Origin of the sequence: Curtobacterium sp. MCLR17_055 (assembly GCF_003234305.1) — a bacterium.
Lineage (GTDB): Bacteria > Actinomycetota > Actinomycetes > Actinomycetales > Microbacteriaceae > Curtobacterium > Curtobacterium flaccumfaciens.
The window spans coordinates 42,319-60,151 of sequence record NZ_QKSX01000011.1 but is presented as its reverse complement, the minus strand read 5'-3'; the positions used below and the strand labels follow the sequence as shown (position 1 = coordinate 60,151).

Below are 17,833 nucleotides of genomic sequence, written 5' to 3'. Positions count from 1 at the left end.
CGAACACGCCGGCGTATCGCTCGCACGCCGCGGTGTCGTCGAGACGCCGCCGAATTCGGGGGCGTCTCGATGACTTCGGGGCGCCACACGAACACGCCGGCGTCACGCGGGCACGAACACGCCGGCGTCACGCGGGCACGAACACGCCGGCGTCAGAGCGGGACGACGCAGGTCGGCGTGCCGACCGGGATCTGCGCGACGGCTTCGCCGGGCACGCCCTCGGCGTCGAGCGGCAGCACGGCGACGGCGTCGGACATCTGGTTCGCCACCAGGACGAACCCGGGCACCCGCGCGAAGTGCCGCGGCCAGACCCCACCGCAGGGCACCGATCCGACGACGGCGAGCCCGCCGTCACGTGCGTCGAGCACCACGAGCAGGTCCCGCCCGCGCACGGCCACGTACACGCGGCCGGCCTCGTCGACCTCGATGTGGCTGAGCAGCGACTCCCCCACCGCACCGTCGAAGGTGGGCACGGCAGCGATCGTCACGAACGACCCGGAGTCGTCGCGGCGCAGGCGGTGCAGACGCCCGTCGAGTTCGCCGGCGACGAGCAGGTCACCGTCGATCCAGGCCATGTGCCTCGGGCCGGCGCCGGGTGTCACGTGGTGCACGCGGAGCGCCTCGATGGTGGGGACCCCGTCGACCGACACCGCGACGCGGAACTCGTGCAGGGCATCGCCGCCGAGGTCGGCGACGAGCACCGTGCCGTCCGGGGTCGCGATCGACTGGTGGGCGTGTGGGCCGTCCTGGCGGTCGTCGTCAGGGCCGGTGGCGTCGGGCAGCACGGCGACCGCGACGGCCTCGGTCGGCACCGAACGCTGGTCGGCGTCCCCGTGCAGCACCACACCGTCGCTGGCGGTCACCGACGCCGCGTGTGACTCGGCCGGCGCGAGGGAGATCGCCGTGACCGTGCCCGAGACGTAGTTCGTGACGACGAGCGTGCCCGAGGGGTCGACTCGCACGTGGCACGGGGCGTCTCCGCCGGCGGGGGCGTCCCACAGGTGTTCGAGTGCGCCACCCTGCAGCCGGAAGGCCGACACGGCGCCGTCGTTCGTCTCGGAGACCGCGTAGACCCGGTCACCGGAGACGGCGAGGAACGAGGGGTCGTCGAGCACCGCGACGGTCCGGGGTGCCGGAACGGCTCCGACCGGTCCGGCGTCGACCAGCGAGATGCCCGTGGCGTTGCCGCCACCGGTCGCCGTGTAGGACCCGATGAGCAGCGTCGGCAGCTCGGCGCTCATTCGTCGCGGCCCGCGATGCGCTCGTGGTGGTGGATGACCTCGGCCACGATGAAGTTGAGGAACTTCTCGGCGAAGGCGGGGTCGAGGTGGGAGTCGGCGGCGAGCGAGCGGAGCCGTGCGACCTGGATCCGTTCGCGGTCCGGGTCGGCGGCGGGCATGCCCGACTCGGCCTTCAGGTGCCCCACGCGCTGCGTGTACTTGAAGCGCTCCGCGAGCATGTGGATGACGGCGGCGTCGATGTTGTCGATGCTCTGCCGGATGCTCCGCAGTTCGGCGACGGCGCTCGCGTCGGCCTCGGACAGGGTGACGTCGTCGTTCATGGTCCGAGCCTACTGGCGGACGTGCAGCGGAACCCGGCCCGCTGCTGCGAGAATGTGCACATGTCGGTCCTGCTGGTGATCTCGGGTGTCTGTGCGGTCCTCGCGGGCCTCATCCACGTGTACATCTTCTTCCTCGAATCGGTCATCTGGACCAGTCCGCAAGCGCGCCGGATCTTCGGCATCGCTTCCGAGACCGAAGCCGTGGCGACCCGTTCGCTCGCCTTCAACCAGGGCTTCTACAACCTGTTCCTGGCGATCGGGGCGATCCTCGGCGTCGTGCTCGTGCTGGCCGGCAACACCGTGAGCGGCTGGACCCTCGTGGTGTTCTCGACCGCGAGCATGCTCGGTGCCGCGGTGATCCTGATCGGCTCGGGTCGCAAGTACGTCAACTCCGCGTTCAAGCAGGGCACGCTCCCCCTGATCGCGCTGCTCTTCGCGCTGCTGGGCTCCACCATCGGCGTCTAGCCCAGCTCACCCTCCCCCGAACTGCGAAAGCGACAGGGTGCCACCGAACATCGGCGGCACCCTGTCGCTTTCGCGGTGCTGACCAGCGGAACCGGCCAGCAGCAACGACCTGCTCTATCCGAGCTTCTCCTCGAACTGCGCCGGCAGCTTGTCGAGCGCCCACTCGATCGCGGCGGTCGTCCCCATCGAGAACGCCGACGACACGTCCTTGTCGTCGAAGACGATCGAGTGTCCGGCCTCGACCGACGGCACCTTCTGGAACAGCTTGTTCGACGAGGCCTCTGACGCGTCGACGTAGATCGGCAGGATCAGCGTCAGGTCGGCGTCGAGCAGGTCGAGGTTCTCGTCGGACAGGTGCACGGAGAACTCCTTGCCGGCCTGCTCGTCGATGGCCTTCGGGATCTCGAAGCCGAGGTTCCGCATGAAGGTCGAACGGCTGTCCGTGGAGGCGTACGCCCCGAAGCCCTCGGAACTGTAGGCACCGACGACGGCCGTCTTGCCCTCGAAGTCCGGGTGCGCCTTGCGTGCTGCGGCGTAGGCGTCGGCGAGGCCGGAGAGCAGCTTCTTGCCCTCGGACTCCTTGCCGAGCGCCTTCGCGATCATGGTCGTCTGCTGCTCGGTCGACGCGAGGTAGTTCGCGCCGCCCTTCGGGATCGCCACGGTCGGCGCGATCGCGGAGAGCTTGTCGTACCGCTCCTTGTCACCCGAGGACTTCACGTCGAGGATGACGTCGGGGTTGAGCTTGAGGATGTCCTCGTAGCTCGGCTCGAGCGTCTGGATGATCTTCGGGGACTTGTCGTACGCACCCTTGAGCCACGGACCGACACCGTCGCCGCCGAACGCGAGCCAGTCGCTCGCACCGACCGGCTGCACACCGAGCTCGAGCGCGGTCTCGGCGTCGCCCCACCCGAGCGCGACGACGCGCTTCGGCGCCGACTCGATGGTGGTGGTGCCGAGGCCGGTCGTGATCGAGACCGGGAACGCGGCGTCGGACGACCCCGTCGACGCCGAGTCGGTCGAGGAGCCGGAGCCGGACGCGCAGCCGGCGAGGACGAGGGACGCTGCGACGACGGCGCCGGCTGCGGCGAGCACGCGTCGGAGACGCAAGGGAGAACGGTTCACGAAGGGTAGCCTAACCTAACGGGGTGCGCAGGAAAACGGCTGGCTAGGCTGGGTGACCGTGGCGTTCACCGATCCAGGCCGCACGCACCTCGCGGTGCTCGGCTCCCCCATCGCGCACTCGCTCTCGCCCACGCTCCACGCAGCGGCCTACGATGCGCTCGACCTGCCCTTCACCTACGGGAGGCACGAGGTCGCGTCCGGCGAGCTCGCCGCGTTCGTCGCGGGGCTGGGTCCGGAATGGCGTGGGCTAAGCCTCACGATGCCGCTCAAGCGCGAGGTGCTGCCGCTGCTCGACCGCACCACCCCGCTCGTCGACGAGCTCGGGGTCGCCAACACGGTCGCGTTCCGCCACGAGGGCTCCACGATCGTCCGAGCCGGTGCGAACACCGACGTGCAGGGCCTCGTCCGCCCGGTCGAGGCACTCGGACACCTGCCCGGCGAGGCCACGGTCCTGGGCGGCGGAGCCACCGCGGCGAGCGCCCTGACCGCTGCCGTGCGGCTCGGGGCATCGCTCGTCCGGGTGTTCGTCCGCGACACCGCGAAGACCCGTGCGCTGGTCGACCTGGCCGTCCGGCTCGGGGTGACACTCGAGGTGCACCCCCTGACCGAACTCGCCGGCACGCACCACGGGTTCGTCCTCTCGACGCTGCCGGGTGGTGCCGCCGACCCGCTCGAGTTCCGTCCGTCGGGGCCGGACGCCGTGCTGTTCGACGTCGCCTACGAACCGTGGCCCACCGTGGTCGCCAGCCGCTGGACCGACGCCGGGGGCCGCGTGCTGAACGGCCTCGACATGCTCACCGAGCAGGCGATCGGGCAGATCCGGTTCTTCCTGACCGGTGACGAGGACGAGCTACTCCCCGACGAGGCCGGGGTCCGCCGGGCGATGCGCACCGCGGTCGACCTGCCCGCCGTCATCGGCAGCTAGCCGACGACGACGACGACCCTGGCGCCCTCGCTCAGCCGCGGGATCGCGCCTCGGCGTCGAGCAGCGCGACGGAGACGTCCCACAGCCGATCGGCCTGGTCAGGATCGAGGGCCCAGGGCAGCACGCCGTGCAGGCCGTCCTCGATCCGCTCCACCACCGCTGCTTCGTGGCAGTCCTCGAAGTACCGGCCCGTGACCCCGTCGAGTTCGGGAGCGGTGGCGAGCAGGACCGAGGTCGCGGCTCCCTGCTCCGGGGACTTCACGGCGTCGGCCGCGGCGATCTTCGTGGCGGCCAGCACCTCCGGGTCCCAGTGCTTCTGCAGCCCGGTCCAGATCCCGCCGGGCATGAGGGCGTTCGCGGTGATGCCGTCGGCGGCCCACCGCCGGCCGGCGGCGACGGCGAACAGCACGTTGGCGGTCTTCGACTGCCCGTACGCGAGTCCGGGCTCGTAGCGACGCCGGCGGAAGAACAGGTCGTCGAACACGACGGGCGAACCACCCTGGCCGCTCGACGACACCGAGACGATCCGTGCCGAACCCGAGGCGGCCAGGGAGTCGTGCAGCCCGAGCGCGAGGGCGAAGTGCCCGAGGTGGTTGGTCGCGAAGTGTGACTCCCACCCGGCGGACGTGTACGACTCGGGCGCGTCCATGATGCCCGCGTTGGCGACGAGCACGTCGAGCGGCCCCGACCACGCTGCGGTGAAGGCCTCGACGGAAGCCGGCCGGTCCAGGTGCAGCTCGACGACGGCCGGCGCTTCCGTCCCCGTCGACCGGGCGATGTCGTCCGCCACCCGTCGGCCGGCATCGACGTCCCGCACCGCGAGCGTCACGCACGCCCCGGCTCCGGCGAGTGCTCGGGAGGTTTCCACGCCGATGCCGGACGCCGCACCGGTGACGATCGCCGTGCGCCCCGTCAGGTCGAGGCCGTCGACGACCTCGGCGGCCGTGGTCCGGTCGCTGAAGCGGGTGAGGTCGCGTGCGGGCATGTGGGCTCCTGTCAGCTGGCGTGGTGCGCAGTCGTCAGGCGACCACGCCGTCCACGTAGAACCATCGTCCCTGCTCGCGGACGAAGTCGCTCGTCTCCTCGAGCGTGCCGCGCTCGTCGTCGGAACGCCACCACGCGCGGAACGTGACGGTGCCGTGGGAGTCGAACGGGCCTCCCGAGGTGGTCGCCAGCACGTCCAACCGGGTCCAGCGCTGGGTCGGGTCCAACTCGAGACCCGCCGGACGGGTGCGCGGATGCCAGGTGAGCAGCAGGTACTCCGGCAGGCCCAGCGCGAAGGCGCTGAAGCGGGAGCGCATGAGCCGTTCCGCGGTCGGTGCGACGGCCCCGGCGTGCAGGGGGCAGCAGCACTCGCCGTAGGGGTTGCCGCTCAGGCAGGGGCAGCGCGTCGTGTCGGTGACCACCGGCCGAACGCTAGTCGACGATGGACAGGGTGACGGTGATGTTGCCGCGGGTGGCGTTCGAGTACGGGCAGATCTCGTGTGCACGCTCGGCCAGTCGCTGGCGCTGCTCCTGCGGGGCGTTCGGGGCGTAGACGTCGAGCTCCACGGCGAGGCCGAAGGCGCCGTTGCCGGTGCCGCCGATGCCGACCTCGGCGGAGACCTCGGCGCCGGTGGTGTCGACCTCGAGCTCCTTGCCGGCGGCGTGCAGGGCACCGAGGAAACACGCGGCGTACCCGGCGGCGAAGAGCTGCTCGGGGTTGGTGCCCTCGCCGCTGCCGCCCATCTCCTTGGGCGGGCGGGTGTCGAGGTCGAGCCGGTCGTCCTCGCTGCGGACGTGCCCGTCGCGGCCGCCTCCGGTGGCGTGGGCAGCGGCGGTGTAGACGATGTCGAGACTCATGGTCCGAGGTCACCGTGCTCGCCTGGACGAATCCTGATCGGCACCACCACGTCGCGGGTGCGGCGGCTCCGGGCGCGGGGCACTCGGGCGTGTCCGGGTGGGGGATGCGGCGCGGGGGCGCCGTGCATCGAGTGAGCAGAAGATGTCGGTCCCCCGCCCGCACCCGACATCTTCTGCTCACTGAACGCAAAGCGCGCGGGCACCCAACATCAGCGCCGGGTAGACATGATTGATGTTCACGCTCGGCTGGCAGGTCTTCCGCCGGCACGTCACGGACGTGCTGGATCCGGCACGCGTCCGTCGTGCCGCCCTGTGGTCCGGCATCGCGGCGGTCGTCGCGCTGGTCGGCATGGCCGTCCTGGAGGCCCGGGTCGACTGGACGGGGACCACTCCGGTCCGCAGCGTGGTCGCGATGGTGCTGCTGGCGCTCGGCGTCGGACTGCTCGCCTTCGCGTGCATCCCGACGTGGCAGCCGCCGGACCCCTCGACGACGATCAACGGTCGGCAGGTGCGGCCCTCGTGGCAGCTCGCCGCGCGGGGAGCCACGCAGCTGTACGTGCAGCGTCGGCCGGTGCCGGTCCTGCCGGAGCACCGCGAGATCGTCCGCACCGACACCGTCCTGCTGCGGCGGGGGCTGATCGGCACGCTCGCCCGCGTCGCACCGTTGCTCGGTTCGGGTCTCGTCGCCGTCCTCGGCGCGTTCGTCCTCGGGGCCGCCAGCGGGTTCCAGGTGCTCTTGATCGCGGTGTACACGATCGGGCTGTCGGAGTACGTCATCCGCCTCGGCCGCTCCGAACGAGCCCGCCTGGCCGCCGAGTCCCTCGAGCCCGCACCCGCACCCGCACCCGCACCCGAGACGCCCGCACACCCCACTTCGTGAGCAGAAGCGGTCGAGTCACTGTGGGGCACTCGACCATTCCTGCTCGCGAAGCGTGAACGGCGCGCCCCGACGCGCACCACTGTCGGCGGCGACGGGCACACTGGGCGCATGTGTGGAAGGTTCGTCGTCTCCGACACCACGGCCGATCTGTTGCCCGAGCTCATGGGCGAGCTCGCCGCCCGGACCGAGCACGTCGACGAGGACACCGGCGAGGTGCACACCGGCCTCGCCCCGAGCTGGAACGTCGCCCCGACCGACCCCGTGTACGCCGTCCGCCAGCGGCACGGCGAACGGGAACTGCCGCAGATCAGCTGGGGCTTCGTGCCGAGCTGGGCGAAGGACTTCCAGAAGCAGCGCCCGAAGCCGATCAACGCCCGCATCGAGACGGTCGCGACGAGCGGCATGTTCAAGCGGGCCTTCGCCACGAACCGCTGCATCGTCCCGGCGCAGGGGTACTACGAGTGGGTCGTGCGCGAGGACGGCAAGGAACCCCACTTCGTGCACGAACCCGGCGGCGCCCTGGCGATGGCTGGCGTCGTCAGCGCCTGGCCCGACCCCACGAAGCCCGAGGGCGACCCGGACAAGTGGCGGCTGTCGCTCGCGATCATCACCCGTGACGCCCACGTCGCCCCGGGCGAGGTCCACGACCGCATGCCGGCGTTCCTGACGCCCGACGGCTACGACGACTGGCTCGGCGGCGACCTCCGGTCAGACGACCTGCTGGCCCTGCTCGACCACGAGTCGCTGGCGGTGGCCGCGGGCCTGGAGCAGTACGAGGTCTCCCGCACGGTGAACAGCGTGCGGAACGACGGACCGCAGCTCATCGCGCCCGTCGCGTAGACGGTCGCGCCCCGCGCGCTGACAGGAGGCCCGGATCACCGCAGCGGGTCTGCTGCGGTGATCCGGGCCTCCAGTCCGGTGCCCTGTTACGGACGTGCGCTGCGGCGGATGCCCGGCGCGACGCGGACCGCGATCCGGCGTCGGGTCACCAGGAGCACGCCCGCCAGCATGAGCGCGAGTGCCGCGAGCCCGAGGCCGACCAGCCCGGTCACGCCCGTGAAGGCGAGCTCGGTGCCGTGGACGACCGCGGCGAGCCCGGTCGGGAACCGGACCGTGACGGTCGCGCTGACCGTCTGTCCCGCACTGTCGGTGATCTCGTAACCGACGAAGGTGGTTCCGGTGAACCCGCTCTCAGGGATGAAGACGACCCGGCCGTCGCGGATGGTCCACGTGCCCTGGTCGGCGACGACCACACGGTCGGTCGGTGTGCCGGACTCGGGGTGGAGCAGGTGCAGCGTGCCCGGCTCGAACGTGGCACCGCCGGAGGCGGAGTCGTTGTCGAGCGGATCCACGACGACCCGGTGTCCGACGATCCCGGTGGCGGAGTCGTCGGCGGCGACCGCCGCGGCGACCACGGTCATGGTCGCGGTGGCGGTGGCCGTCTGCCCCGAGGCGTCCGTCACCGTGTAGGTGAAGGTGTCCGTGCCGGTGAAGCCGGCGGCCGGGGTGTAGACGTACGCGCCGTTCCGCTGGATCGTCACGGTGCCGTGGGCGGGCTTCCGGGCCGGGGCGGCGGTGAGGCCGGTGCCCTGGTCGTCGGCGAGCAGGCCGTGGCGGGCGTCACGGGTGACGGGCGTGCCGGACACGGTGCGCCCGGAGTCGTCCGCTGCGGCGATGCCGACCGTGATCGTGACGGTGGCGTCGACCTGCTGCTCCATCGAGTCCTGCGCACGGTACGTGACGGTGTCGGTGCCCGAGAAGCCCTTCGCCGGGGTGTAGACGAACGTGCCGTCGGCGGCGATGGAGGCCGTGCCGTGCCGGGCCTGACCCACCGCGACGACCGTCAGGGCGTCACCGTGGTCGTTGCCGAGCACGCCGTGGCCGGCGACCCGGACCGTCTTGCCGGCCGTGGTCGTGGCCTTGTCGTCCTTCGCGGCCGGGGCGACGTCGATGACGACGCGCGCGAACGCCGCGGTGCCGTCGGCGTCGTTGGCCGAGTAGGTGAACCAGTCACGACCGGACCAGTTCGACGTGGGCGTGTAGACGTACGAGCCGTCCTTCTCGAGCGACAGTGTGCCGTTGAACGGCTTCGTCTCCATGGCGGCCCAGAGCCCACGACCGGAGTCACCGACCAGCACGCCCTTGTCGGCGGTCATGCGCATGCTGCGGTTCGTCGACATGGTGTGCCAGTGGTCGACCGCGGCGACGCCGACGACGACCGTGACCGTCGCGGTCGAGGTCCGTCCGGCGCCGTCGGTCACCGTGTACTCGAACGTGTCCGCGCCGGAGAAGCCCTTCGCCGGGGTGTAGACGAGCGAGCCGGGCTCGGTGCCCTCGGTCACGGTGCCGTGCTCGGCGCGGCCGTGCGCGGTGACGGCGAGACCGGTGCCGCGGTCGTTGCCGGTCAGGGTCGCGCCGCTGATCGGCAGCGCGGTGTTCGCCGCGGTGCGCAGGGCGTCGGCGACCGCGGTCGGCGTGACGGTCACGGTGACGGTCGCCGTCGCGGTGCCGCCGGTCGGGTCGGTCACCGTGTAGGTGAACGTGTCCGTGCCGGAGAACCCGTCGGCGGGCGTGTACGTGACCGAGCTGGCACCGGTCGGGCCGCCGGTTGCACCGCCGGTTCCGCCGGCCGTCGTGCTGCCCGTGATCGTCGCGGTGCCGTGGCCGGGCTTCGAGACCGCGGTGACGGCGAGCTTCGTGCCCGAGTCGTTGCCGGTGACGGCGACGTCGACCGCGGTCGCGGCGCTCGTCGTCGCGGTGTCCGCGGCGGCCTTCGGGGCGACGACGATCGTCACGGTGCCCGTGGTGGTCCCACCGGAGCCGTCGGTGACCGTGTAGTCGAACCCGTCCGGGCCGGAGTAGCCCGGCTCGGGCTTGTACGTGTACGAGCCGTCCTCGTCGACCGTCACGTCACCGTGCGAGGGCTTCGTGTGGTCGGTGACCGCCAGGTCGGTGCCCTTCGCACCGTCGAGCAGTCCGGTGCCGGCCGGCACGGTGGTGGTGGCGTCGGCCTCGGCCGAGGTCGACCCGCCACCGGCGACCGGGGTGACGGTGACCGTCACGGTGCCGGTGTTCGTGGTGCCCGACGGGTCCGTCACCGTGTAGGTGACGGTGTCCGTGCCGGAGAAGCCGTCCTTCGGTGTGTACGTGATCGTGCCGTCGTCGTTGCGGGTCGCGGTGCCGTTCTTCCCGTCGGTGACGGACACGACCGTCAGGCCGGTGCCGTGGTCGTTGCCCGTCAGGGCGCCGGAGGTGACCGTGGTGCTGCCGCCCGCCGCGACCGTGATGGTGTCGGGCTCCGTGCCGGGGCGGACCGTGATGGTGACGGTGCCGGTGGTGGTGCGGCCGGCAGGGTCCGTCGCCGTGTAGGTGAAGGTGTCCGTGCCCGAGAAGCCGTCCTTCGGCGTGTACGTGTACGAGCCGTTCGCGGCGAGCTCGACCGTGCCGTGTGCGGGCTGCTGGTCGACGGCCGCGGTCAGGCCGGTGCCCCGGTCGTTCGCGAGCACGCCGTCGCCCTTCGCGACGATCAGCGTCGAGCCGGCCGTGGCGGTGGCGGAGTCGGCCGTGGCGCGGGGGCCGACGACGACCGTGACCGTGCCGGTGGTGGAGCGACCTGCTCCGTCGACCACCGTGTAGGTGAAGGTGTCCGTGCCCGAGAAGCCGTCGGCCGGGGTGTAGACGACGCGGCCGGTGGCACGGTCGAGGGTGACGGTGCCGCGGGCGGTGCCGGTCTCGCCGGTGCCGGTGCCGGTCTCGCCGGTGCTGTTGCCGGTGCCGCTGCCGGCGGCCCCGCCTGCGGTCACGTCGGTCACGGTCAGCCCCGTGCCCCGGTCGTTGCCGGTCAGGGTGGCGGCGTCAATGGTCAGCGCCTCGTCGGCCCGGGTCGACACCGTGTCGGCGGTCGCGACGGGTCGCACGGTGATCGTGACGGTCGCCGCACCGGTGGTGACACCGCTGCCGTCGGTCACCGTGTAGGTGAACGAGTCGGTGCCGGACGCTCCGGCGGTCGGCGTGTACTCGACCGAACCGTCCGCTGCGACGACGGCCGTGCCGTGGGACGGGCCGGTGACGATCGTGGTCTCGAGGTCCGAGCCACGGTCGTTGGCCTGCACGTCGATCGTCACCGGGGTGCCGGCGTCCGTCGACGCGGTGTCGGCACCGATGGTCGGGTTGACCGTGATGGTGACGGTCGCGGTGCTCGGCGAACCGGAGCCGTCGACTGCCGTGTACGTGAACGCGTCGGGGCCGGAGTAGCCCTCGGCCGGCGTGTACGTGAAGGTGCCGGTGGCCTTGTCGAGCGTCAGCGCACCGTGCGAGGGGGACGTGTTCGACGCCACGGTGAGCCCGGTGCCGGAGTCGTTGCCGAGCACGCCGGTCGCTCTGGTGCCGGCGGTGGCGGTGCCGCCCGCGGCGACCTTGACGGTGTCGTCCTGTGCCGCAGGGGCGACCTGCACGGTCACCGTGACGGTGTCGGTCCCGCCGCTGCCGTCGGTCACGGTGTACGTGAAGGAGTCGGTGCCGGAGAACCCGGCTGCCGGGGTGTACGAGTACGAGCCGTCCGGACGCACCGTCGCCGAGCCGTGGGCGGGGGCGCTGCTGCCGGTGACCGTCAGGCCGGCGCCCAGGTCGTTGTCGAGCACGTTGCCGGTCGTCGACGACCCGGCCGTCGCGGTGACGGCATCGGCCGTCGCGGTCGGCAGGACGGTGAGCCGCACCGTCGCGGTGACGGTCGCGCCCGAGCCGTCCTTCGCGGTGTACGTGAACGAGTCCGGGCCGGAGTACCCCTTGTCGGCGCCGTAGGAGAACGACCCGTCGGGGCCGATCTTCACCAGACCGTGCGACGGCCGACCGTGACCGGTGAGGGTCAGGTCCGACCCGCGGTCGTTCGTCAGGACGCCCTCCGCGGCGTTCACCGTGAGCACGGTGCCCGCGTGCACGCTGTAGGCGTCGTCGGAGCCCTTCGGTGCGACGGTGACGGTCACGGTGCTGGTCGAGGTCTGCCCGGAGGAGTCCTTCGCCGTGTACTGGAACGTGTCCGAGCCGGAGAACCCGCCGGCCGGGGTGTACGTGTACGAGCCGTCGGCGGCGACCGTGGCGGTGCCGTGCGCCGGCGTCGTGTTCGAGACCACGGACAGGCCGGTCCCCTGGTCGTTCGCGAGCACGCCCGAGGATGCGGGCACCGACAGCGCCGTGCCGGTGGGGGTCGTGGCGGTGTCGCTGCTGGTGGTGACGTGTGTGGCTTTCAGCGTGTTCGTGAAGGTGACCAGGAGGTCCGTGCCGTCCGCGGTGGTCGCTGCCGGGAACGTGAAGGTCCCCGTCGTGCCCGTGCCGCTGGCGACGACCGCGTCGCTGTTCAGGTTCACGGCCTTCCACGTGGTCGTGTAGTTCGACAGGTCGGTGGTCCCCACCGCCGTCTGGCGGGCGGTGTAGGTCTTGTTCGGGGTCGACAGGACCGCGCCCGCCTTCTGGGGCTGCGTGCCGGCGGCCGTGCCGTTGGTGGTGGCCGTGTTGCCGGTCGAGACGCCGCCCCCGGTCACCGCCAGACCGAACTGGTCGGACGGACTCCACCGCTGGTCGACGCTCGACTGCGCCGCCAGGGTGTTGGCGTAGTTGCAGGACGCCAGGTCGCTCGGCGAGTAGCCGTTCGCGATCGTGAACGTGCTGACCTGCGCGCCCGAACCCGGATCGATCTTGTACATCGTGGAGCCGACCGACGCGAACAGGTAGCCGTCGGACGAGAACGCGATGCCGGGGCTGCCGCTCGTGCTCGCGTCGATCGGCAGGGTCGCGACCTTCGAGGTGGTCAGAGCCGTGGTGCCCGCGGTCGTCGGGACCGTCTCGGTGTCAACGCGACGGATCTCGTTGCCGGTGACGACGAACAGCAGCCCGCGGGTGCTGAACGCCATGTCACCGTTCTTGTTGGTGAGCAGGTTGCCGATGGTGCCGACCTGGCCGATCTTCGCGCCGGTCTTCGTGTCGTACGCACCGAGGTACGCGGGGTTCGCGCCGCTCGCGTAGTAGTAGATGCCGGTCGCCGGGTTGATCGCACCACGGAGCAGCTGGTGGCTGCCGTTCGGGTCCGCGTCGGTCACGTCGGCGATCCGGGCATCGCTCACCGCGTTGTACCCGGTGATCGTGTTGCCGTTGTTGATCGACGCGTACGCGGCGACACCGTTGCGGGCCACCGCGAGGGCGTTGTCGCCCGGTGCCATGCTCGTGACGTTCGTGACGGCACCGGTGGTGGCGTCGATGGCGGCGAGCTGGTTCGCGGCGGTGTTGATGCCGTACAGCGTGTTCTGGTCGCAGGCGAGCGCGCCGGCTGCGGCGGCGGGGTCGGCCACGACGGCCTGGGTCAGACCGACGCCGGCGAGGAGCGCGGCGCCGAGCATGGCGACGGCGCGCAGGCCGGGACGGCTTCTGGGCACAGCGGTGCCCGGGTTCGTACGCTGCATGATCACTTTCGGGTCGAGACGATGCGGGCACCGACACCGACCGGAGGATCAGGGAGAACGGTCGTTGGCGCCAGGTTGATCCTGGCAGTTCCTCGTGTTCGGATGGGGACAATCCGGGTCCCCAATAGGGGGGACCACTCGTTCAGGGGGTACGCGGCGGTCCGGCACGTCTCGGTCCGCCGTTGCGAGCCGTTCGCGCCCCGGGCGCACGGAAGAACCCCCGCCGGCAGGCCGGCGGGGGTTCGAGGATCAGCGAGCGATCAGCAGTGGATCACGCGGTCGGACGGATCACGTCCGGCAGCAGCACGTGCAGGCGCTCGGACAGACGCGCCTTCGCCTCGTCGAGCGAGCGGAAGTCCCCGACGTACTCACCGAAGGTGTCGGAGACGAAGAAGTGGGTGCCCTGACGGTCGACGGTGCCGCCGTAGTAGCCGCCGTAGTTCGCGACCCACAGACCGGTGTCGGCCTGGGCCCACGAGATGCGGACGGGGGCTGCCTGCACGGGAGCCACGACCTGGGCCTCGATCTCGGCGATGACCTCGATCGTCTGGGTGTCCAGGGTCACCTCGGCCTGCTGGCGGTGGGCGACGGTCGTGCTCATGGTGCTGCTCCTTCGTGCTGTGCTGCGTACTGGGTGGTGCCGGTGGTTCCGGGTGGTGCGGGCGTCGCGATCGACGCCGGTGGAGCTGGTGTCCGTCGTCGTCACTCGACCGGCCGGATGACCGGCGGGAGCATGACGTGCAGCTGGTCCTCGAGCTTGGTCTGCGCCTCTTCGAGGGAGGAGAACTCGCCCACGACGAGCCCGAAGGTGTCGGAGGCCACGTAACGGTCGTCGCGCTTGTCGACGCTGCCGCCGAAGTACCCGCCGTAGCCGGCGATCCACTCGCCCTGGTCTTCCTGCACCCAGGTGACCTTGGCGCGCTTGGGGCGCGAGGAGAGCGCTGCATCGGCCTCGAGGATCGCGATGGTGTCCACGGTGTCGGTGTCGAGGGTGACCTCGGCCTGCGTCGCGTTGTTCACGGTGATGCTCATGTCGCTCTCCTTCACGATCCGGGGTACATCTGCTGACACCAGAACGCTACGAGAAGTGCCGAGGGGATCGCCAGCCAGGCCCGTCGATTCACGGGTTTCGTCAATGCCGTCAATCGGGCAGCCCCGGATTTCCGGGCAGGTGCGTCGCACTTCCGGGGTACAGCGCCAGGATCGGGGTACTCGTTTTCCGGATCGCCGGGATCGGGGGACGAGATGGTGCGGACACCTGCCTGGAGGCGCGACTCGCTAGCGTCGGCACGTGACCTCTGACAAGCCCCGCGTCGACGACCGCGCCCCGGCCACCTGGCGCAGCCGTCGGTTCGCGACGGGGCTGGCGATCGCCTACGGCGTCGCCCTGGCGCTCGTCGGGTTCTGGGGCTCCCCCGTCGACGCCGCAGGGGCCCCGTGGCTCACCCGTGTCCTCGCTGCCGCGCACCGGCACGGCCTGCCGGAGCGCATCGACTACGCCACCGTGGAGTCCCTGGCGAACGTGGTCTACTTCGTGCCGCTCGGCCTGCTCGTGGTGCTGCTCGCCGGTGCCCGCTGGTGGTGGGCCGCCATCGCCGCGGGGCTCGTCGTCAGCACGTGCATCGAGACCGGTCAGGCACTGTTCCTGCCCGCCCGCACCGCGACCATCGACGACGTCGTCGCCAACGGCGTGGGGGCACTCCTGGGGGCCGTGGTGGGTGTGCTGCTGCTCAGCCGTGCAGCTCGGCGTCGCTGAGTACGATCTCCGGACACGAAGAAGCCCCCGGAGCAGATGCTCCGGGGGCTTCGTTCAGTGCGTTGAGACTCAGACGGACTCGCGCTGGCGGCGGACCGAGCCGCGGACCAGCAGGAGGCCACCGCCGAGGACGACTGCGCCGCCGGCGACCCAGAGGGCCAGGGCGGAGACGGTCGAACCCGTGAAGGCCAGCGTGCCGTCGGTGCCGTTGCCAGCGCCGGCTGCGGGAACCGCAGCAGCGTCAGCCGGGGCGACGGTGAAGGCCGCGAAGCCGACGACGCCCGAGGTGGCGCCGGTGGCGGTCAGGTTGTAGGTACCCGAGGCGCCCTGGGGGAACGTGACCTTGACGACGAGCGAGCCGTCCGAAGCGGCCGTGTAGGTCTTCGAGACGGTCGTGGTCGGCAGCGCGCCGAGCGTGACCGCACCGGCACCGGTGACCTGGACGTTGACGGTCTCGTTGTCCTGGAACGCACCCTCGGTGAAGTTCACCGAAGCGGTGCCACCGGCAACGGCGGTGCCGGAGACGGAGACGTCGGAGTCAGGCGTGTAACCGGCGGCGTTGGCGACGGCCGGAGTGGCGAGCAGTGCGGCGCCAGCCAGCACCACCGCTGCGATGAGCTTCTTCATGAATGGTTCCCCTAAAGATCTGAAAATCCAGACCCTGACACCCAGAGCCCGCTGTTCGCCGGTGGTTGACCCCAGCCACAGAAATGGCGGTTGTTATGGCGAAGTTGTCTCAATCTAGCGGAGTTTCCCAGCTTGATACCAGATCACGTGGATTTTGTTCATTGGTCGACGTGTGTTCATCCACGTCCGCTGCCCGTCGCCCGGCTCTACCGTCGGTCCATCGAGGCTTCACACACCCGAAACCCCAGTTGAGAGGCCCCAGCGGTGTGAACCAGAGCACGCTGTGCGTCCGATCAAGGGCCTTTGCACCCGGACAGGTTGGCGCGTTGCCCCTCGGAGTGGGGGCGTACCCTCGGTTCGCTTTGCGGAGGTTCCGTTGTCAGCCCGCGGCAAGCGGCTGCTCGCAGTCGAACGTGAGGGGCTTCGTCTCGGTCTGCCGCACGCCAGGAGTCGAGTTCGCCTGCACCCCCGCCTTCGCGTACTTCGCCTCGCCGAGGAACGCGACGCGGTAGGTCAGGCTCTCGCCGGGGGCGAGCAGGGTCTGCAACTGGGCCACGGGGTGCCCGCCGTCGGTCGCTGTCTGCACCGGAACGGTCTTGCCGTCCTTCGTGGCCCCGAGGAAGATCGCGTTCTCCGGTGCATAAGCGGCGAGGAGCGTCTTGATCTTGCCCGGCTCCACGCCGAAGTCCCCACCGCCGGTGACGTACTCGGGGAGGCTCGTTGCCGCATCGGCCGGTGCCGTGTTCTTGATGGTGATCTGGACGACGGACGTCGGACGCCCGTCCTTCCGGCACACAGAACTGCCGACCGAGACGCGCTTCTGGAGGTAGTAGTCCATCTTCGCGCCGGTGCCGTCGTTCAGGTAGACGGCGAACTGGCTTGAGTCCGTGGTCGCCGTCGGCAGCTCTCCAGCGACCGGTGTCCCACTGAGCCGGCCCTGCTCCGCCTTGTCGACGCTCCAGAGGCGAAGCCGGCCCTCATTGGAGCTCTGGGTCAGCGCCGACACGAAGGCCTTCGTGTCGAACCCGCCCGACGCGACCTTGTCGAACACCGCGCTGGCGGCGGACGCGAAGAACGCGTCTTGCACGACCGGGTCGGGGTACTTGGCGTACACGTCGCTCAGCAGCAGCTGGACGGCATTGTCCGCGGTCAAGGTGTCGCCGGTCGGCAGCTGCACGGGGCCGGTCGCCCTGAGCAGGTAGCTCAGCGTCACAGGATCCATGGCGAGCACGCCGTCGACCTGCTGCCCGAACCGCTGCTTCCACATCTCCCGAGCGAGCTTCGCCGACACGTCGAAGCGCGGCGTGAGGGTGACGTCCTGCATGTACTCGCCCGTGATGTCCCCGTAGAGCCCACGCGTGTCGGCGGTCAGCGGCAGCACCGGCTTGTCGTAGGGTCCGAACGACGCCCCTGACGCTTGACTGCCCAAGCTGATTGCTCCGTCCTTCGCCTGCAGGAGCGCCACGGCACCGGGGATGCCCCCGCCCGCACGCAACTCGGCGTTGTTCTGGAACAGCAGCAGGTAGTCCCGGTCCCCGTCGTGACCGAGCATGGCCGGCGCGAGCTGCACGATGCGGTTCGCCGCCACCGCCTGCTCGGAAGCTGACGACAGCGCGTTCCGCAGCTGTCCCACGGCGGTGGTGACCGGCGACAGCGTTCCGCTGGTGTCGATCCGCGCCGCGTCGGCACGAGCCTGCTCGAGTGTCTTCGTGGCCTCGGCGACCGCCGGCTGCGCGTCCTCGATCGGCTGGAGATTGATCTTGCCGTTCTTCGGCGCGAACGCATCCGACCCGAGGCCGTCGATGACGCCGGCGACGGGACTGACGGCATCGCTGGCGACGTCGTCGACGATCACCGAGATGTCGCGCACGGCCCGCAGGTTGGTCCCGAAGAAGGGTACGGACTGTGCCGCACCCCAGACGGGGTCGCCGGTCAGTGATCGAGCCGACGCTGCCTCGTCTTCGAGGTGCCTCGCCGTCTTCTGGGCGGCGGCGGTGTCACCGCCGGTCAGCTGCGACCGGAGGGTGTCGACGTCCCCGACAGCCCGCTCCAGGTGCCCCTTTGCGAGCATGCCGCGGACACCGACCCAGGCGACGGCGAGGATCAGCAGCAGGACAAGGGCGAGGACGACCCACAGGACGATCCGGGCCCTGGACCCCCGGCGTACTGCAGTGCGTCGCGACTCGGGCTGGTCGGACATGAG

The 17,833-nt window shown here is 70.9% G+C and carries 16 protein-coding genes; 5 read left to right on the top strand and 11 right to left on the bottom strand.

Annotation, left to right across the window (positions count from 1 at the left end):
* Positions 1-152: 152 nt before the first annotated feature.
* A complete protein-coding gene (locus tag DEJ09_RS11095) occupies positions 153-1,241 on the bottom strand; it encodes a beta-propeller fold lactonase family protein (protein ID WP_111088654.1) in 1,089 nt (362 codons plus the stop codon).
* Positions 1,238-1,561 (bottom strand): chorismate mutase, encoded by a 324-nt coding sequence (locus tag DEJ09_RS11090; RefSeq protein ID WP_111024253.1) that lies wholly within the window; start codon positions 1,559-1,561, stop codon positions 1,238-1,240. The genes DEJ09_RS11095 and DEJ09_RS11090 overlap by 4 nt, the downstream gene beginning before the upstream one ends.
* Positions 1,562-1,621: 60 nt before the next feature.
* On the opposite strand from DEJ09_RS11090, the gene DEJ09_RS11085 reads away from it, so the two are divergent.
* Positions 1,622-2,026, top strand: coding sequence for a DUF1304 domain-containing protein (locus DEJ09_RS11085; protein WP_111024254.1), 405 nt, complete (start codon positions 1,622-1,624; stop codon positions 2,024-2,026).
* A gap of 114 nt (positions 2,027-2,140) precedes the next feature.
* Here DEJ09_RS11085 and DEJ09_RS11080 read toward each other — a convergent pair whose 3' ends face one another.
* Positions 2,141-3,148 carry an ABC transporter substrate-binding protein gene (locus DEJ09_RS11080; protein ID WP_258373871.1) on the bottom strand — a complete coding sequence of 336 codons (1,008 nt, stop codon included), beginning with the start codon at positions 3,146-3,148 and terminating at the stop codon, positions 2,141-2,143.
* Positions 3,149-3,206: 58 nt separating this feature from the next.
* Here DEJ09_RS11080 and DEJ09_RS11075 point away from each other — a divergent pair, with 58 nt between their 5' ends.
* Positions 3,207-4,073: a shikimate dehydrogenase gene (locus DEJ09_RS11075; protein ID WP_181433342.1), complete on the top strand. Its 867-nt coding sequence runs from the start codon at positions 3,207-3,209 to the stop codon at positions 4,071-4,073.
* 31 nt (positions 4,074-4,104) lie between these two features.
* Here DEJ09_RS11075 and DEJ09_RS11070 read toward each other — a convergent pair whose 3' ends face one another.
* The 3 genes from DEJ09_RS11070 to DEJ09_RS11060 are packed head-to-tail and all read right to left on the bottom strand — an operon-like array spanning position 4,105 to position 5,915.
* The gene (locus tag DEJ09_RS11070; RefSeq protein WP_111088648.1) at positions 4,105-5,058 is read right to left on the bottom strand and encodes an SDR family NAD(P)-dependent oxidoreductase; all 954 of its coding nucleotides are present in this window, start codon (positions 5,056-5,058) and stop codon (positions 4,105-4,107) included.
* Positions 5,059-5,092: 34 nt separating this feature from the next.
* Positions 5,093-5,479 (bottom strand): YchJ family protein, encoded by a 387-nt coding sequence (locus DEJ09_RS11065; protein WP_111088646.1) that lies wholly within the window; start codon positions 5,477-5,479, stop codon positions 5,093-5,095.
* 10 nt (positions 5,480-5,489) lie between these two features.
* Positions 5,490-5,915 (bottom strand): organic hydroperoxide resistance protein, encoded by a 426-nt coding sequence (locus tag DEJ09_RS11060; protein WP_027465016.1) that lies wholly within the window; start codon positions 5,913-5,915, stop codon positions 5,490-5,492.
* A 232-nt stretch (positions 5,916-6,147) separates the two neighbouring features.
* On the opposite strand from DEJ09_RS11060, the gene DEJ09_RS11055 reads away from it, so the two are divergent.
* Positions 6,148-6,795, top strand: coding sequence for a hypothetical protein (locus DEJ09_RS11055; protein ID WP_111088644.1), 648 nt, complete (start codon positions 6,148-6,150; stop codon positions 6,793-6,795).
* A 108-nt stretch (positions 6,796-6,903) separates the two neighbouring features.
* Positions 6,904-7,635, top strand: a complete 732-nt coding sequence (locus DEJ09_RS11050; protein ID WP_111088642.1) for an SOS response-associated peptidase — start codon at positions 6,904-6,906, stop codon at positions 7,633-7,635.
* Between the two features lie 86 nt (positions 7,636-7,721).
* Here DEJ09_RS11050 and DEJ09_RS11045 read toward each other — a convergent pair whose 3' ends face one another.
* The 3 genes from DEJ09_RS11045 to DEJ09_RS11035 all read right to left on the bottom strand — a co-directional run bounded on the left by DEJ09_RS11045 (position 7,722) and on the right by DEJ09_RS11035 (position 14,279).
* Positions 7,722-13,220 (bottom strand): Ig-like domain-containing protein, encoded by a 5,499-nt coding sequence (locus DEJ09_RS11045; RefSeq protein ID WP_146245711.1) that lies wholly within the window; start codon positions 13,218-13,220, stop codon positions 7,722-7,724.
* Positions 13,221-13,518: 298 nt separating this feature from the next.
* Positions 13,519-13,848 carry a hypothetical protein gene (locus DEJ09_RS11040; protein WP_217499688.1) on the bottom strand — a complete coding sequence of 110 codons (330 nt, stop codon included), beginning with the start codon at positions 13,846-13,848 and terminating at the stop codon, positions 13,519-13,521.
* 101 nt (positions 13,849-13,949) lie between these two features.
* Entirely contained in the window at positions 13,950-14,279 is a 330-nt protein-coding gene (locus DEJ09_RS11035) for a hypothetical protein (protein ID WP_071248415.1), read from the bottom strand.
* A gap of 259 nt (positions 14,280-14,538) precedes the next feature.
* Here DEJ09_RS11035 and DEJ09_RS11030 point away from each other — a divergent pair, with 259 nt between their 5' ends.
* A complete protein-coding gene (locus tag DEJ09_RS11030) occupies positions 14,539-15,003 on the top strand; it encodes a VanZ family protein (RefSeq protein ID WP_084740580.1) in 465 nt (154 codons plus the stop codon).
* A 69-nt stretch (positions 15,004-15,072) separates the two neighbouring features.
* On the opposite strand, the gene DEJ09_RS11025 is transcribed toward DEJ09_RS11030, so the two are convergent.
* Positions 15,073-15,630, bottom strand: coding sequence for a hypothetical protein (locus DEJ09_RS11025; RefSeq protein WP_111029789.1), 558 nt, complete (start codon positions 15,628-15,630; stop codon positions 15,073-15,075).
* Between the two features lie 379 nt (positions 15,631-16,009).
* Positions 16,010-17,830: a DUF4012 domain-containing protein gene (locus DEJ09_RS11020; RefSeq protein ID WP_111088638.1), complete on the bottom strand. Its 1,821-nt coding sequence runs from the start codon at positions 17,828-17,830 to the stop codon at positions 16,010-16,012.
* Between the last annotated feature and the right edge of the window lie 3 nt (positions 17,831-17,833).

What these genes read in the sequence shown, in the direction of transcription:
- DEJ09_RS11085 (WP_111024254.1), top strand. Translation starts at nt 1,622, where the DNA reads ATGTCGGTCCTGCTGGTGATCTCGGGTGTCTGTGCGGTCCTCGCGGGC.
- DEJ09_RS11035 (WP_071248415.1), bottom strand. Translation starts at nt 14,279, where the DNA reads ATGAGCATCACCGTGAACAACGCGACGCAGGCCGAGGTCACCCTCGAC.
- DEJ09_RS11095 (WP_111088654.1), bottom strand. Translation starts at nt 1,241, where the DNA reads ATGAGCGCCGAGCTGCCGACGCTGCTCATCGGGTCCTACACGGCGACC.
- DEJ09_RS11040 (WP_217499688.1), bottom strand. Translation starts at nt 13,848, where the DNA reads ATGAGCACGACCGTCGCCCACCGCCAGCAGGCCGAGGTGACCCTGGAC.
- DEJ09_RS11050 (WP_111088642.1), top strand. Translation starts at nt 6,904, where the DNA reads ATGTGTGGAAGGTTCGTCGTCTCCGACACCACGGCCGATCTGTTGCCC.
- DEJ09_RS11055 (WP_111088644.1), top strand. Translation starts at nt 6,148, where the DNA reads ATGTTCACGCTCGGCTGGCAGGTCTTCCGCCGGCACGTCACGGACGTG.
- DEJ09_RS11070 (WP_111088648.1), bottom strand. Translation starts at nt 5,058, where the DNA reads ATGCCCGCACGCGACCTCACCCGCTTCAGCGACCGGACCACGGCCGCC.
- DEJ09_RS11020 (WP_111088638.1), bottom strand. Translation starts at nt 17,830, where the DNA reads ATGTCCGACCAGCCCGAGTCGCGACGCACTGCAGTACGCCGGGGGTCC.
- DEJ09_RS11025 (WP_111029789.1), bottom strand. Translation starts at nt 15,630, where the DNA reads ATGAAGAAGCTCATCGCAGCGGTGGTGCTGGCTGGCGCCGCACTGCTC.
- DEJ09_RS11090 (WP_111024253.1), bottom strand. Translation starts at nt 1,561, where the DNA reads ATGAACGACGACGTCACCCTGTCCGAGGCCGACGCGAGCGCCGTCGCC.
- DEJ09_RS11060 (WP_027465016.1), bottom strand. Translation starts at nt 5,915, where the DNA reads ATGAGTCTCGACATCGTCTACACCGCCGCTGCCCACGCCACCGGAGGC.